The sequence below is a fragment of the Cucumibacter marinus DSM 18995 genome (assembly GCF_000429865.1).
GTDB classification, from domain to species: domain Bacteria; phylum Pseudomonadota; class Alphaproteobacteria; order Rhizobiales; family Devosiaceae; genus Cucumibacter; species Cucumibacter marinus.
In genome coordinates this window covers 1-12,138 of sequence record NZ_AUCR01000001.1, presented here as the reverse complement: position 1 = coordinate 12,138, position 12,138 = coordinate 1, and the positions used below count along the sequence as shown (strand labels likewise).

25 protein-coding genes are annotated in these 12,138 nt (G+C 61.0%); all 25 read right to left on the bottom strand.

What is annotated here, in order from left to right:
- Positions 1-48: 48 nt before the first annotated feature.
- Positions 49-417: a 30S ribosomal protein S13 gene (rpsM, locus tag G489_RS0100125; protein WP_029039801.1), complete on the bottom strand. Its 369-nt coding sequence runs from the start codon at positions 415-417 to the stop codon at positions 49-51.
- Between the two features lie 189 nt (positions 418-606).
- The gene (locus G489_RS0100120; RefSeq protein ID WP_029039800.1) at positions 607-1,176 is read right to left on the bottom strand and encodes an adenylate kinase; all 570 of its coding nucleotides are present in this window, start codon (positions 1,174-1,176) and stop codon (positions 607-609) included.
- Positions 1,173-2,507 carry a preprotein translocase subunit SecY gene (gene secY, locus G489_RS0100115; RefSeq protein ID WP_029039799.1) on the bottom strand — a complete coding sequence of 445 codons (1,335 nt, stop codon included), beginning with the start codon at positions 2,505-2,507 and terminating at the stop codon, positions 1,173-1,175. The genes G489_RS0100120 and secY overlap by 4 nt, the downstream gene beginning before the upstream one ends.
- Positions 2,508-2,544: 37 nt before the next feature.
- Positions 2,545-3,027: a 50S ribosomal protein L15 gene (gene rplO / locus G489_RS0100110; RefSeq protein ID WP_029039798.1), complete on the bottom strand. Its 483-nt coding sequence runs from the start codon at positions 3,025-3,027 to the stop codon at positions 2,545-2,547.
- An 11-nt stretch (positions 3,028-3,038) separates the two neighbouring features.
- Complete coding sequence (gene rpmD, locus G489_RS0100105; protein WP_029039797.1) at positions 3,039-3,230, bottom strand: 50S ribosomal protein L30; 192 nt, start codon at positions 3,228-3,230, stop codon at positions 3,039-3,041.
- Positions 3,231-3,256: 26 nt separating this feature from the next.
- Positions 3,257-3,793, bottom strand: a complete 537-nt coding sequence (rpsE, locus tag G489_RS0100100; protein WP_029039796.1) for a 30S ribosomal protein S5 — start codon at positions 3,791-3,793, stop codon at positions 3,257-3,259.
- A 39-nt stretch (positions 3,794-3,832) separates the two neighbouring features.
- Positions 3,833-4,195, bottom strand: coding sequence for a 50S ribosomal protein L18 (rplR, locus tag G489_RS0100095; RefSeq protein WP_035871066.1), 363 nt, complete (start codon positions 4,193-4,195; stop codon positions 3,833-3,835).
- Positions 4,196-4,206: 11 nt separating this feature from the next.
- Complete coding sequence (rplF, locus tag G489_RS0100090) at positions 4,207-4,740, bottom strand: 50S ribosomal protein L6 (protein ID WP_029039794.1); 534 nt, start codon at positions 4,738-4,740, stop codon at positions 4,207-4,209.
- Positions 4,741-4,798: 58 nt separating this feature from the next.
- Positions 4,799-5,197 carry a 30S ribosomal protein S8 gene (gene rpsH, locus G489_RS0100085; RefSeq protein ID WP_029039793.1) on the bottom strand — a complete coding sequence of 133 codons (399 nt, stop codon included), beginning with the start codon at positions 5,195-5,197 and terminating at the stop codon, positions 4,799-4,801.
- A 12-nt stretch (positions 5,198-5,209) separates the two neighbouring features.
- Positions 5,210-5,515, bottom strand: a complete 306-nt coding sequence (gene rpsN / locus G489_RS0100080; RefSeq protein ID WP_029039792.1) for a 30S ribosomal protein S14 — start codon at positions 5,513-5,515, stop codon at positions 5,210-5,212.
- A 35-nt stretch (positions 5,516-5,550) separates the two neighbouring features.
- A complete protein-coding gene (gene rplE, locus G489_RS0100075; protein WP_035871065.1) occupies positions 5,551-6,105 on the bottom strand; it encodes a 50S ribosomal protein L5 in 555 nt (184 codons plus the stop codon).
- Positions 6,098-6,412, bottom strand: a complete 315-nt coding sequence (rplX, locus tag G489_RS0100070) for a 50S ribosomal protein L24 (RefSeq protein WP_029039790.1) — start codon at positions 6,410-6,412, stop codon at positions 6,098-6,100. The genes rplE and rplX overlap by 8 nt, the downstream gene beginning before the upstream one ends.
- A gap of 2 nt (positions 6,413-6,414) precedes the next feature.
- A complete protein-coding gene (gene rplN / locus G489_RS0100065; RefSeq protein WP_029039789.1) occupies positions 6,415-6,783 on the bottom strand; it encodes a 50S ribosomal protein L14 in 369 nt (122 codons plus the stop codon).
- 77 nt (positions 6,784-6,860) lie between these two features.
- A complete protein-coding gene (gene rpsQ / locus G489_RS0100060) occupies positions 6,861-7,094 on the bottom strand; it encodes a 30S ribosomal protein S17 (protein ID WP_029039788.1) in 234 nt (77 codons plus the stop codon).
- Between the two features lie 12 nt (positions 7,095-7,106).
- Positions 7,107-7,304 carry a 50S ribosomal protein L29 gene (gene rpmC / locus G489_RS0100055; RefSeq protein WP_029039787.1) on the bottom strand — a complete coding sequence of 66 codons (198 nt, stop codon included), beginning with the start codon at positions 7,302-7,304 and terminating at the stop codon, positions 7,107-7,109.
- Between the two features lie 11 nt (positions 7,305-7,315).
- Positions 7,316-7,729, bottom strand: a complete 414-nt coding sequence (rplP, locus tag G489_RS0100050; protein ID WP_029039786.1) for a 50S ribosomal protein L16 — start codon at positions 7,727-7,729, stop codon at positions 7,316-7,318.
- A gap of 12 nt (positions 7,730-7,741) precedes the next feature.
- A complete protein-coding gene (gene rpsC / locus G489_RS0100045; RefSeq protein WP_029039785.1) occupies positions 7,742-8,455 on the bottom strand; it encodes a 30S ribosomal protein S3 in 714 nt (237 codons plus the stop codon).
- A complete protein-coding gene (gene rplV / locus G489_RS0100040; protein WP_035871064.1) occupies positions 8,455-8,835 on the bottom strand; it encodes a 50S ribosomal protein L22 in 381 nt (126 codons plus the stop codon). Before rplV ends, rpsC begins: the two co-directional genes overlap by 1 nt.
- Positions 8,836-8,837: 2 nt before the next feature.
- Complete coding sequence (rpsS, locus tag G489_RS0100035; protein WP_029039783.1) at positions 8,838-9,116, bottom strand: 30S ribosomal protein S19; 279 nt, start codon at positions 9,114-9,116, stop codon at positions 8,838-8,840.
- A gap of 5 nt (positions 9,117-9,121) precedes the next feature.
- Positions 9,122-9,961, bottom strand: coding sequence for a 50S ribosomal protein L2 (gene rplB, locus G489_RS0100030; RefSeq protein WP_029039782.1), 840 nt, complete (start codon positions 9,959-9,961; stop codon positions 9,122-9,124).
- 19 nt (positions 9,962-9,980) lie between these two features.
- A complete protein-coding gene (locus tag G489_RS0100025) occupies positions 9,981-10,274 on the bottom strand; it encodes a 50S ribosomal protein L23 (protein ID WP_029039781.1) in 294 nt (97 codons plus the stop codon).
- Positions 10,271-10,891, bottom strand: a complete 621-nt coding sequence (gene rplD, locus G489_RS0100020; protein WP_029039780.1) for a 50S ribosomal protein L4 — start codon at positions 10,889-10,891, stop codon at positions 10,271-10,273. The genes G489_RS0100025 and rplD overlap by 4 nt, the downstream gene beginning before the upstream one ends.
- Positions 10,891-11,634 carry a 50S ribosomal protein L3 gene (gene rplC / locus G489_RS0100015; protein ID WP_029039779.1) on the bottom strand — a complete coding sequence of 248 codons (744 nt, stop codon included), beginning with the start codon at positions 11,632-11,634 and terminating at the stop codon, positions 10,891-10,893. Before rplC ends, rplD begins: the two co-directional genes overlap by 1 nt.
- Before the next feature lie 27 nt (positions 11,635-11,661).
- Positions 11,662-11,970 (bottom strand): 30S ribosomal protein S10, encoded by a 309-nt coding sequence (gene rpsJ / locus G489_RS0100010; RefSeq protein ID WP_029039778.1) that lies wholly within the window; start codon positions 11,968-11,970, stop codon positions 11,662-11,664.
- Positions 11,971-12,042: 72 nt separating this feature from the next.
- Positions 12,043-12,138, bottom strand: a 96-nt coding sequence (locus tag G489_RS22130; protein WP_455423263.1) for an EF-Tu C-terminal domain-related protein, incomplete at its 5' end; no start/stop codon positions are given.

The window sequence follows — 12,138 nt, the reverse complement described above, 5'->3', positions numbered from 1 at the left end:
GCAGGCGGCTCCACCGAAGTCCCGGCCCGAACCCCGGGCCGAAACTCATTATTTCTTCTTGCCGGCGATCGGCTTGGCCGGACCCTTGCGGGTACGGGCATTGGTGTGGGTGCGCTGACCACGGACCGGCAGGCCACGGCGATGCCGCAGGCCACGATAGTTCCCCAGGTCCATGAGGCGCTTGATGTTCATCGCCACACTACGGCGCAGATCGCCTTCAACCAGATAGTCGCGGTCGATGGTCTCACGGATCTGAATCACTTCAGCATCCGAAAGCTCATTGACGCGGCGTTCGCGCGGAATGTTGACCTTGTCGCAAATTTCCGACGCTTTTTTCGCCCCAATCCCGTGAATGTACTGAAGCGCGATTTCTACGCGCTTGTTCGTCGGGATGTTGACGCCAGCAATACGTGCCACGTCCGATCACTCCTCAGCTCTCGCGGGCACTGTTCTGGCCCGAATTAACGCAACAACAAAGGACCGGTCGCCGATCCCTTGTCGATTCAAGAGAACCAAGCCCAGTCCCTCACTATGCGTGTGACTGGCGGTTCATAAACGAGATGCGATGGCGAAGTCAACTGGCCGCCGCACCTAGAGTTCGATTTGTCAGGCGCCGAGCGCCGACCGGATCGCTGCCTTGACCTCATCGATCGACTGCATGCCGTCGACGGTCTTGAGCAATCCCTTCTCGCGGTAATAGGCCACGAGCGGCGCCGTGCTTTCTTCGTAGACATCAAGGCGCTTGCGCAGCACTTCCTCATTGTCGTCCGAACGGGCACCGCCGCTTTCCTGCGCCCGCTTGACGATGCGGTCGACAAGAATGTCGGCGTCGGCGCGAATCTCGACAACGGCGTCGAGGTTCATGTCCTTCTCGGCAAGCATGCCGTCAAGGGTTTCAGCCTGCGGAATGGTCCGCGGAAACCCGTCGAGCACGAAGCCATTCGACGCATCGGGGGCATCGAGCCGTTCGGAAACGATGCCGCACACGATCTCGTCCGAAACCAGATCCCCGCGGTCCATCACTTCCTTGGCGGCCAGCCCCAGCGGGGTCTCGGCCTTGATCGCGGCACGCAGCATGTCCCCGGTCGATAGATGGGCCAGCTTGAATTCCTGGATCAGGAAGTCGGCCTGGGTGCCCTTCCCGGCGCCCGGCGGTCCCAAAAGGATCAGTCTCATCGACGGCGTCCCCCGAGCCTTTGTTTCTTCACGAGCCCTTCATACTGCTGGGCAATCAGATGGCTTTGCACCTGCGATACGGTATCGAGCGTCACCGTCACCATGATGAGCAGCGACGTGCCGCCCAGGAAGGCCGAAACATTGAGGCTGCTCAACAGCACTTCCGGGATGAGCGCGACGATCATCAGATAGATCGCACCGATCACGGTGATGCGGGTCAGCACATAATCGATATGCTGGGCGGTGCGTTCACCCGGACGGATGCCGGGAATGAACCCGCCGGAACGCTTCAGATTGTCCGCCGTCTCGGTCGGGTTGAACACGATCGAGGTGTAGAAGAACGCGAAGAAGACGATCAGCGCACCGTAAAGGAACAGATAGAGCGGCTGGCCACGGCCGAGCAAGGCGGTCGTGAAAGTCAGCCAGCCCGGCGCCTGCCCCGAGGCGGCGAAGCTTGCAAACGTTGCCGGCAGCAACAGCAGCGAAGACGCGAAGATCACCGGGATAACACCCGAGGTGTTCAGCTTCAGCGGCAGATGCGAGGTGTCGCCCCCGAACATGCGGTTGCCCTGCTGTCGCTTTGGATACTGGATCAACAGCCGGCGCTGGGCGCGTTCGAAGAACACGATCACGCCAATGACCACAACGCCGAGCACCAGCAAAAGGAAGGCCATGAAGCCCGGCAGAGCACCGGTCTGGCTCAATTCCAGGGTCTGCACGACCGCGGTCGGCAGGCTCGCCACGATACCGGCGAAAATGATCAGCGAAATGCCGTTCCCTACCCCGCGCGCAGTCACCTGCTCGCCGAGCCACATCAGGAACATGGTCCCGCCCACCAGCGTAATGACGGTCGAGAGGCGGAAGAACCAGCCCGGATCGGTCACAACGCCGTCACTGGCCTCGAGACCCACGGCAATGCCATAGGCCTGCACCGCACAGAACGCCACGGCCAGATAGCGCGTGTACTGGTTCATCTTGCGGCGGCCCTGCTCACCTTCCTTCTTGAGCTGCTCAAGGGTCGGAATGGTGGTGGCAAGCACCTGGATCACGATCGAGGCCGTGATGTAGGGAATCAGGTTGAGGGCAAAGATCGCCATACGCTCGACGGCACCGCCGGCGAACATGTTGAACATGCCCAGAATACCCTGCTGCGCCTGGTCAAAGGTCGCCGCAAAAGCATCGGGATCGATCCCGGGAATGGGGATGAAGGTACCCAGCCGATAGACCAAAAGCGCACCCAGGGTGAACAGGATGCGCTGTTGGAGGTCTTTTGCCTTCGAAAAGGTCGAAAAGCTGAGATTGCGGGCGAGTTGTTCCGCTGCCGATGCCATAAGGAAACGTCCTGCGCTATTCCGCTAGAGGATTGGACTATTCGGCGTCGGCGGCCTTGCCGTCCACCGCCTCGACACGGCCACCGGCCGCCTCGATGGCTTCGATTGCGCCCTTGGACGCATGGGCGACCTTGAAGGACACCTTCTTGGCCGAGAAATCACCACCGGCCACGAGCCGCACGCCGTCCTTGGCGCGACGGATCACGCCCGACTTGACGAGTGCCTCGGCGTCGATGAAGCCCTTGGCATCCAGCTTGCCGGCGTCGATCGCCGCCTGGATACGGCTGAGCTTGACCGTGTTGTACTTCTTGCCGAACGGCGAGTTGAAGCCGCGCTTCGGCAGCCGCATGTGCAGCGGCATCTGCCCGCCTTCGAACCCCTTGATGGCGACGCCTGAACGGGACTTCTGACCCTTGACACCACGGCCACCGGTCTTGCCCTTGCCCGAACCGATACCACGGCCGACGCGCTTGCGATCGGGCGTGGCGCCACGGTTGTCTGCAATCTCATTCAATCGCATGACGTATTCCTTTACTTGCTCTCGTCGACGACGCGGACGAGGTGCGCAACCTTGTTGATCATGCCGCGGACCTGCGGCGTGTCTTGAAGCGTAGTGCGCTTGTGCATCTTGTTGAGCCCGAGCCCGATCAGGGTCGCACGCTGGTCAGCCGTACGGCGAATCGGGGAGCCAGTCTGCTCGATGGTTACGGTCTTGTCAGCCATGGTTCTACTCCGTCAAGCGTCCCGCCTTAGGCGTTCTCGCTGGCGTCCTGTTCGCGACGACGACCCTGGATGTCCGACACCTTGAGACCACGGCGAGCGGCCACCGAACGGGGGCTGTCGACGGTCTTGAGGGCATCGAAAGTCGCCCGGATCATGTTGTACGGGTTCGCGGAGCCCTGCGACTTGGCGACGATGTCGTGAATGCCCAGGGTCTCGAACACGGCGCGCATCGGGCCGCCGGCGATGATGCCGGTACCGGCCGGAGCCGCACGCAGGTGAACCTTGCCGGCGCCGTGGCGGCCCGACACGTCATGATGCAGCGTACGCGCTTCACGAAGTGGAACACGGATCATCTGGCGCTTGGCCTGCTCGGTTGCCTTGCGGATGGCCTCGGGCACTTCACGGGCCTTACCGTGACCAAACCCGACACGGCCCTTCTGATCGCCGACCACGACAAGCGCGGCAAAGCCGAAACGCCGGCCGCCCTTCACCACTTTGGCGACGCGGTTGATGTGCACCAGGCGGTCGACAAATTCGCTGTCGCGCTCTTGAACGTCTCTCATTGCTAAACCAGCTCTCTTCTCGAAATCTGTGTTTCGGCCCTAGAACTTCAGGCCGGCTTCGCGGGCTGCATCGGCCAGGGCCTTGACCCGGCCGTGATACAGATAGGATCCGCGATCAAAAATCACTTCGCTGACACCAGCCTTGACGGCCCGCTCGGCGACGAGCTTACCCACTTCGACCGCAGCCGACTGGTTGCTGCCATTCCCGACCTTGCCCTTGAGGTCCTTGTCGAGCGTGGAAGCCTGGGCCACCGTACGGCCCGACTTGTCGTCGATCACCTGGGCATAAATGTTCTTGTCGGAACGGAACACGCTCAACCGCGGACGGCCATTGGCACGCAGCCGAATGGAGCGGCGGACGCGAGCCTTGCGGCGTTCCATACCTTTATTGCTGTAGGCCATTTCCGGCGTCCTTACTTCTTCTTGCCTTCCTTGCGGAAGATATATTCGTCTGCGTAGCGAATGCCCTTGCCCTTGTAAGGCTCAGGCGGACGGAATTCGCGGATGTTGGCCGCGACCTGACCGACCAGCTGCTTGTCGATACCCGACACAACAACTTCGGTCTGCTGCGGCGCCGCGATCTCGATGCCTTCAGGCGGCTCGAACACCACGTCATGCGACAGGCCAAGTGCGAGCTTGAGGCTCGAACCCTGCATCTGCGCGCGGTAACCAACGCCGGTGATGGCCAGCTTTTTCTCAAAGCCATCCTTCACGCCGGTCACGATGTTCTGGACGAGGGTCCGGGACATGCCCCAGGCCGCACGTGCTTCATTCGATTCACCCAGCGGAGTGACGACCACGCCTTCATCGGTCTGTTCGACCTTGACGAGATCCACGAGCTCAACGCTCAACTCGCCCTTCGGGCCCTTTGCGGACACTGTCTGACCGTCGATGGTGACGGTCACTCCATCCACCGGTGCAATCGGCTTTTTGCCAATACGCGACATCTTATCTGCTTTCCCGGTTCAATCGTTTCGTTCTGCTCAATTCCCTGCCCTCGCCTTCTTAGAAGACCTGGCAGAGAACCTCGCCACCTACATTCTGCGACCGCGCTTCGTGGTCGGCCATGACACCCTTCGGGGTCGACAGGATCGACACACCGAGGCCGTTGGCGACCTGCGGAATGGATTTAACCGAGGCATAGACCCGGCGGCCCGGCTTGGAAACGCGCTTGATTTCGCGGATCACCGGCTCCTGGTCGTTATATTTCAGCTCGATATCCAACACGGCAGTCCCGTTCTCGAAATCCGTGCGCGAATAGCCGCGGATGAAGCCCTCGGACTTCAGCACGTCCAGCACACGGGCCCGGAGCTTGGAAGCCGGGGTCGACACGCTGGTCTTGTTCCGCATCTGTGCGTTGCGGATACGGGTCAGCATATCGCCAAGAGGATCAGTCAGATTCATCTCAATCGCTCCTTACCAGCTCGACTTGACCATACCGGGGACTTTCCCCTTGGAGCCAAGATCGCGCAGGGCCACACGGCTCATCTTCAGCTTGCGATAGAAACCGCGCGGACGCCCGGACACTTCGCACCGGTTGCGAATACGCACCGGCGAGGAATTGCGCGGAAGTTCGGCCAGCTTGAGCTGGGCCTGGAACCGCTCTTCCATCGACAGCGAGGAGTCCTTGGCAATTGCTTTGAGCGCAGCGCGCTTGCCGGCATACTGCTTGGCGAGCTTGCGACGGCGCTTGTTCTTCTCGATGGCGCTAACTTTAGCCATTGATAATCCCTTTCAAAGGTTCCTGTCCGCGCCGACTACTGGCGGAACGGGAAATTGAAGGCCCGAAGCAGCGCAAGCGCTTCCTCGTCGGTCGTGGCGGTGGTGCACACGATCACGTCGAGCCCCCAGATCTGGTCGACCTGGTCGTAATTGATTTCCGGGAACACGATGTGTTCCTTGATGCCCATGGCGAAATTGCCCCGGCCGTCAAAGCTCTTGGGATTGAGACCACGGAAGTCTCGCACGCGCGGCAGAGCAATGTTCACCAGACGATCCATGAATTCGTACATCCGGGTCTTGCGCAGGGTCACCTTGGCGCCAAGCGGCATGCCTTCGCGAACCTTGAAGCCGGCAATCGAATTGCGTGCATGGGTCACAACCGGCTTCTGACCGGCGATCTTCGCCAGGTCCTCAGCTGCAGAGCGCACCTTCTTGGTGTCGCTCACGGCATCGCCGACGCCCATATTGAGGACGATCTTCTCGAGCCGCGGCACCATCATCGGATTGCTGTAGTTGAACTGCTCGGTCAGCCCGGCACGAATGGTGTCGAGATACTGTGAGCGCAGGCGCGGAATATATGCCTCAGCCATCGATCACTTCTCCGGAACGTTTGGCGACGCGCTTCTTGGCGCCGTCCTTGACTTGAAAACCGACGCGGGTCGGCTTGTTTTCCTTGGGATCGGCCAGAGCGATATTCGACAGGTGGATCGGCGCTTCACGGGTGAAGATGCCGCCTTCCTGGTCAGCGGTCTGACGCTGATGCTTGCGCACCAGATTGATGCCCTGGACGACGGCACGGTTTTCGGACGGCAGAACCTGCAGGACCTGACCGGTCTTGCCCTTGTCTTTGCCTGTCAGAACGAAAACGCGATCGCCCTTTTTGATCTTCGCAGCCATGGTTACAGCACCTCCGGCGCGAGCGAGATGATCTTCATGTGGTTCTTGGCACGGAGTTCACGCGGTACCGGCCCGAAGATACGGGTGCCCACGGGCTCCTTGTTGGTGTTCACCAGAACCGCGGCGTTGCGGTCGAACCGGATCACGGTGCCATCGGGACGGCGAATATCTTTCGCAGTCCGCACGACGACAGCACGCATCACCTGGCCCTTCTTCACACGACCGCGCGGGATGGCTTCCTTGACCGACACCACGATGATGTCGCCCACGGACGCATATTTGCGCTTGGAGCCGCCCAGCACCTTGATGCACATAACACGACGTGCGCCGGAATTATCGGCCACATCGAGATTTGTTTGCATCTGAATCATGACTGATGCCTTTTCTCTTCGGGTCTGCCAGGCTCACCCCAACAGACCGAATTCCTTTATTCCCAGACAGTTACCGGTCAGTTAGCCGGAACGACTGTCCAACGCTTGTTTTTCGAGATCGGCGCGCATTCCTCGATCAGCACCGTATCGCCAATCTTCGCCGAATTCTCGGCGTCATGGGCCTGGTACTTCTTGGACCGCCGCACGGTCTTTTTCAGAAGCGGATGGGTGAAACGCCGTTCGACGCGCACCACAACCGTCTTGTCGTTTTTGTCGGAGACAACGGTCCCCTGCAAAACTCGCTTCGGCATTTGCGGAAACCCTTATTCGCTCGCTGCGCGTTTTTCGCGCAGAATGGTCTTGATGCGCGCGATATCGCGGCGCACCTGCCGCACCCGCGCGGAGTCTTCAAGCTGCTGGGTGGCACGCTGGAAGCGCAGATTGAACTGCTCCTTCTTCAGCGCGGTCAGTTCGTCGCCCAGCTCGTCGACCGTCTTGGTCCGTACGTCACTCGCCTTCATCGGTCCGCCTCTTAGTTCTCGATCCGCGTCACAACGCGGGTCTTCACGGGCAGCTTCATTGCCGCCAGACGCAGGGCTTCACGCGCGACATCGTCGGGAACACCGTCGATTTCGAACATGATCCGGCCCGGCTTCACTCTGGCCGCCCAATATTCCGGCGAGCCCTTACCCTTACCCATGCGGACTTCGGTCGGCTTCTTGGAAACCGGCACATCCGGGAAGATCCGGATCCACACGCGACCGGCACGCTTCATGTGACGGGTCATCGCGCGGCGAGCCGCCTCGATCTGACGGGCAGTGATACGCTCGGGCTCCTGGGCCTTGAGGCCGTGCGAGCCGAAGTTGAGCGCGGTACCGCCCTTGGCCACACCATGGATGCGGCCCTTGTGCATTTTGCGGAACTTGGTCCGTTTCGGTTGCAGCATCTCTGGTATCCCTTAGCTCGCGGGGGCCTGCTGACGGCGCTGCTGTCCACCATCACCGGCGCCTTCAGTGGCGCGGCGCTCGTGGGCCATCGGATCGTGCTCAAGGATTTCGCCCTTGAAGATCCAGCACTTGATGCCGATCACGCCATAAGTGGTCGCCGCTTCCGCGGTGCCATAGTCGATATCGGCGCGCAGGGTGTGAAGCGGAACGCGGCCTTCGCGATACCATTCGGTACGCGCGATGTCGGCACCGCCAAGACGACCGGCGACATTGACGCGGATGCCCAGGGCACCCATGCGCATCGCGGTCTGCACGGCACGCTTCATGGCCCGGCGGAAAGCAACACGACGCTCGAGCTGCTGGGCAATGCCCTGCGCAACGAGGGTGGCGTCGATTTCCGGCTTGCGCACTTCCACGATGTTCACATGAACGTCGCTGTCGGTGATCTTGCGGATCTTCTGGCGCAGCTTCTCGATGTCAGCGCCCTTCTTGCCGATCACGATGCCCGGACGGGCAGTGTGGATCGACACGCGGCACTTGCGGTGCGGGCGCTCGATGACGATCTTGGAGACCGCAGCCTGCTTCAGTTCCTTCTCAAGCATCTCGCGGATCTTGAGATCTTCCTGTAGCAGCGAACCATATTCACCCTTGCCGGCGAACCAGCGGGAATCCCAGGTTCGGTTGATGCCGAGGCGCAGACCGATCGGATTGACTTTCTGGCCCATTACACGGCCTCCTCATGTTCGCGCACGACGATGGTGAGATGCGAGAAAGGCTTCTCGATCCGGCCGACGCGGCCACGGGCCCGCGGACGGAAACGCTTCATCACCAGGGCCTTGCCCACATAGGCTTCAGCAACCACGAGCGCGTCAGTGTCGAGACCGTGATTGTTCTCGGCATTGGCGATCGCGCTTTCGAGCGTCTTCTTGACTTCGCCGGCAATCCGCTTGGGCGAAAAGGCGAGCTCGGCGAGCGCCTTCTCAACCTTCTTGCCGCGGATCGACGAGGCCACCAGGTTCAGTTTCTGCGGGCTCGTCCGGAGCATTTTCCGAACGGCGCGCGCTTCGTTGTCTTTGAGCGTGCGCTCGCGCTTCTGCTTGCCCATCGTTACTTCCTCTTCGCCTTCTTGTCGGCGGCGTGGCCGTAATAGGTCCGGGACGGCGCGAATTCGCCGAACTTGTGCCCGATCATGTCTTCGGTCACCAGCACCGGAACGTGCTTCTGCCCGTTATAGACACCGAAGGTCAGGCCGACGAACTGCGGCAGGATGGTGGAACGGCGCGACCAGATCTTGATGACCTCGTTGCGGCCCGCTTCCCGAACCTTGTCGGCTTTCTTCAACATATACCCGTCGACAAACGGGCCTTTCCAAACAGAACGAGTCATGTCGACTACCGTCCCTTCTTCTGATGGCGCGACCGGACGATGAACTTGTCCGTCGACTTGTTCTTGCGGGTGCGCTTGCCCTTGGTCGGCTGACCCCAGGGCGACACCGGATGACGGCCACCCGAAGTACGGCCTTCACCACCACCATGCGGGTGGTCGACCGGGTTCATCGCGACACCGCGAACGCTCGGGCGACGGCCCAGCCAGCGCGAACGCCCGGCCTTGCCCAGATTGGTGTTGCCGTGGTCTGAGTTCGAAACCGCACCGACGGTCGCCATGCACGAACCATGCACCAGGCGCTGTTCGCCGGAGTTGAGACGAAGGATCGCCATGCCCTGGTCGCGGCCCACATACTGGACGTAGGTCCCGGCGGAGCGAGCAATCTGGCCACCCTTGAGCGGCTTCATCTCGACATTGTGCACGATGGTGCCAACCGGCATCCGCTCAAGCGGCATCGCATTGCCCGGCTTGACGTCGACAGCACCGCGCGAAGAAACGACCTTGTCGCCTTCGCCCAGACGCTGCGGCGCCAAAATGTAAGCCTGCTCGCCATCCGAATAGGTGATCAGCGCAATGAAGGCAGTCCGGTTCGGATCGTATTCGAGCCGCTCGACGGTTGCCTCGACGTCGTACTTGTTGCGCTTGAAGTCAACCAGACGATAGGCGCGCTTCACACCGCCACCACGGCGACGCTGGGTGATCCGGCCACGGTTGTTGCGGCCGCCCTTGGAGGTCAGGCCTTCAGTCAGTTTCTTGACCGGGCCGCCGGACCACAGCTGGGAGCGGTCGATACCGATCAGCGCACGCTGACCAGGGGACCGGGGATTATATTGCTTCAGAGCCATCTAACTACTTCCCCTCGCCTTAAAGACCGGTCGTCACGTCGATCGACTGGCCTTCGGCAAGCGTCACGATTGCCTTTTTCACGTCCACGCGGCGGCCCTTGACGCGGCGGAACATCTTCTGCTTGCCCTTGCGGACCAGCGTGTTCACCGCGGCCACCTTGACCGAGAAAAGCTGCTCGACGGCGGCCTTGATCTCGGGCTTGGACGCATCGATCGCTACGTCGAACACCACCTGGTTGTTTTCCGAGGCGTAGGTCGACTTTTCGGTCACGACCGGATTGCGGATAATGTCGTAAGCCTTGATGTCGCTCATGAGAACCGAGCCTCCAGCGCTTCCAGCGCAGCCTTGGTCAGAACCAGCTTGTCGCGCCGCAAAATGTCGTAAACGTTGATGCCCTGAGCCGGCAGCACATCGACATTCGGAATGTTGCGGGCAGCGAGCGAGAAATTCTCGTTCACTTCCGTACCATCGATGACGAGCGCATTGCCCAGCCCCAGCTTGGCAAAGGCAGTCCGCAGCGCGCCGGTCTTGGCGTCCTTGGCTTCGGCCTTTTCCAGCACGATCAGATCGCCGGCCTGGGCCTTGGCGCTCAGCGCGTGCTTAAGGGCAAGGGCACGGATCTTCTTCGGCAGATTGATCGCGTGGCTGCGCGGAGTGGGACCAAAGGCCCGGCCGCCGCCGCGGAACAGATTGACCTTGCGGTTGCCGTGACGTGCACCGCCCGAACCCTTCTGGCGCACGAACTTCTTCGTGGTGCCGCGGATTTCGCTGCGGTTCTGCACGTCGTGAGTGCCGGCCATGCGCTTCAGAAGCTGATAGCGCACCATACGCTGCAGGATGTCGGGACGCGGTTCGAGACCGAACACTTCGTCAGCAACAGAGACCTTGCCAGCCGCCTTGCCTTCAAGAGTGGTGACGTTGAGATCCATTATTCATCTCCCCCGTTGGCCGGGGCCTCTTCAGCCGGAGCCTGGGCAGCCGGGGCAGCAGCAGCGGCGTCGACCCGGAACGAGCCGGGAAGCGGTGCACCTTCCGGAGCAGACTTCTTGACCGCGTCACGGATGGTGATCCAGCCGCCCTTGGAACCGGGCACCGCACCTTCGACCATGATCAGGCCGCGCTCCACATCGGTCTTGACGACCTTGAGGTTTTGCGTGGTGACACGGGCAGCGCCCATGTGACCGGCCATCTTCTTGCCCTTGAACACCTTGCCGGGATCCTGGCACTGACCGGTCGAACCATGCGAGCGGTGCGAAATCGAAACACCGTGCGAGGCACGCAGGCCGCCAAAATTGTGGCGCTTCATGGCGCCGGCAAAGCCCTTACCGATCGAGGTACCGGTCACGTCTACATATTGGCCGGGAGTAAAATGATCGGCCAGCAGCTCAGCGCCGACATCGATCAGATTGTCTTCCGACACACGGAACTCGACCACCTTGCGCTTGGGCTCGACCTTCGCAACTGCGAAGTGCCCGCGCTCGGCACGAGTGACGTTCTTTACCTTCGCCGAGCCGGCACCAAGCTGAAGCGCGGTATAACCGTGCTTATCCTGGTGGCGCTGGGCGACGACCTGGCACTTCTCGAGGCTCAACACGGTCACCGGGACGTGATTTCCGTCTTCGGTGAAGATCCGGGTCATCCCGAGCTTCTGTGCGATCACTCCTGAACGCATGGGTTCAAACCTTCTTCTTTGGCGCCGTTAAAGCTTGATCTCGACATCCACGCCGGCGGCGAGATCGAGTTTCATCAGCGCATCGACCGTCTGAGGAGTCGGGTCCACAATGTCCAGAAGACGCTTGTGGGTCCGGATCTCGAACTGTTCGCGGCTCTTCTTGTCGATGTGCGGCGAACGGTTCACGGTGTATTTTTCAATTCGCGTCGGCAACGGGATCGGACCCCGAACCTGGGCACCGGTGCGCTTGGCCGTATTGACGATCTCGTGGGTCGAATTATCGAGGACCCGGTGATCGAAGGCCTTCAGCCGAATGCGAATATTCTGACCATTCATGTCGAAGCTTCCATTTGAACTGCGACGCGGCGCGCTGCCCTTGGGCCCGCGCCGCGTAGCGGTGTGAGCGTTTTACTCGACGATTTTGGAGACGACGCCGGACCCGACGGTGCGGCCGCCTTCACGGATAGCGAAGCGCAGCTTCTCTTCCATGGCGATCGGCACGAT